This window comes from Paraburkholderia nodosa (genome assembly GCF_001718195.1).
Classification (GTDB): Bacteria; Pseudomonadota; Gammaproteobacteria; order Burkholderiales; family Burkholderiaceae; genus Paraburkholderia; species Paraburkholderia nodosa_A.
Map to the genome: position 1 here is coordinate 1 of NZ_MCNV01000080.1, position 632 is coordinate 632.

Here is a 632-nt window from a genome sequence, read left to right on the forward strand (position 1 = left end):
CGATGGCGGCAATACCTGGACGCGCCAGCTTGACGGCGAGCAGGCCGCGAAGCTGATGACCGACTATTACGCGCAGCAGCGGGGCGATTCGCCGGACTTGAAGGCCTCGCGCGAGGAGGCCCAGCGCTTCGTGGCCGACCAGGGCGGACGTCCTTTCCTCGACGTCTGGTTCGACGACGAGCGCTCGGGCTGGGTCATCGGTTCGTTCAACATCATTTTCCATACCGAAGACGGCGGCAAGAACTGGGTTCCATGGTTTGACCGCGTCGACAACCCGGACGCCCTGAACCTGCATGCGCTGCGGCGTATTAACGGGACGCTCTATATCGTGGGCGAGCAGGGGCTGCTGCTCAAACTCGACCCCGGCAGGCAGCGCTTCGTTGCGATGTCCTCGCCGTCGAAGGGCAGCCTCTTCGGACTCGCCGCGGCTGGCAACGCGATGATCGTGTACGGCCTGCTCGGCAACGCTTACCGCTCCACCGATGGCGGCGCCACCTGGAGCAAGATCACGCTGCCGACCGGCGCGAGCATCCTCGCCTCAGCCGAGCTCCCGAATGGTCGTCTGCTGCTGGCCACGCAGGCCGGCGAACTGCTCGAGAGCACCGATCAGGGCGCAACGTTCCACACACTGG

1 protein-coding gene is annotated in these 632 nt (G+C 65.5%); it reads left to right on the forward strand.

Annotated features, from left to right (window positions below; genetic code table 11):
* The coding region (locus BFD71_RS38720) for a WD40/YVTN/BNR-like repeat-containing protein (protein ID WP_256095122.1) at nt 1–632 on the forward strand (632 nt) is incomplete at both ends.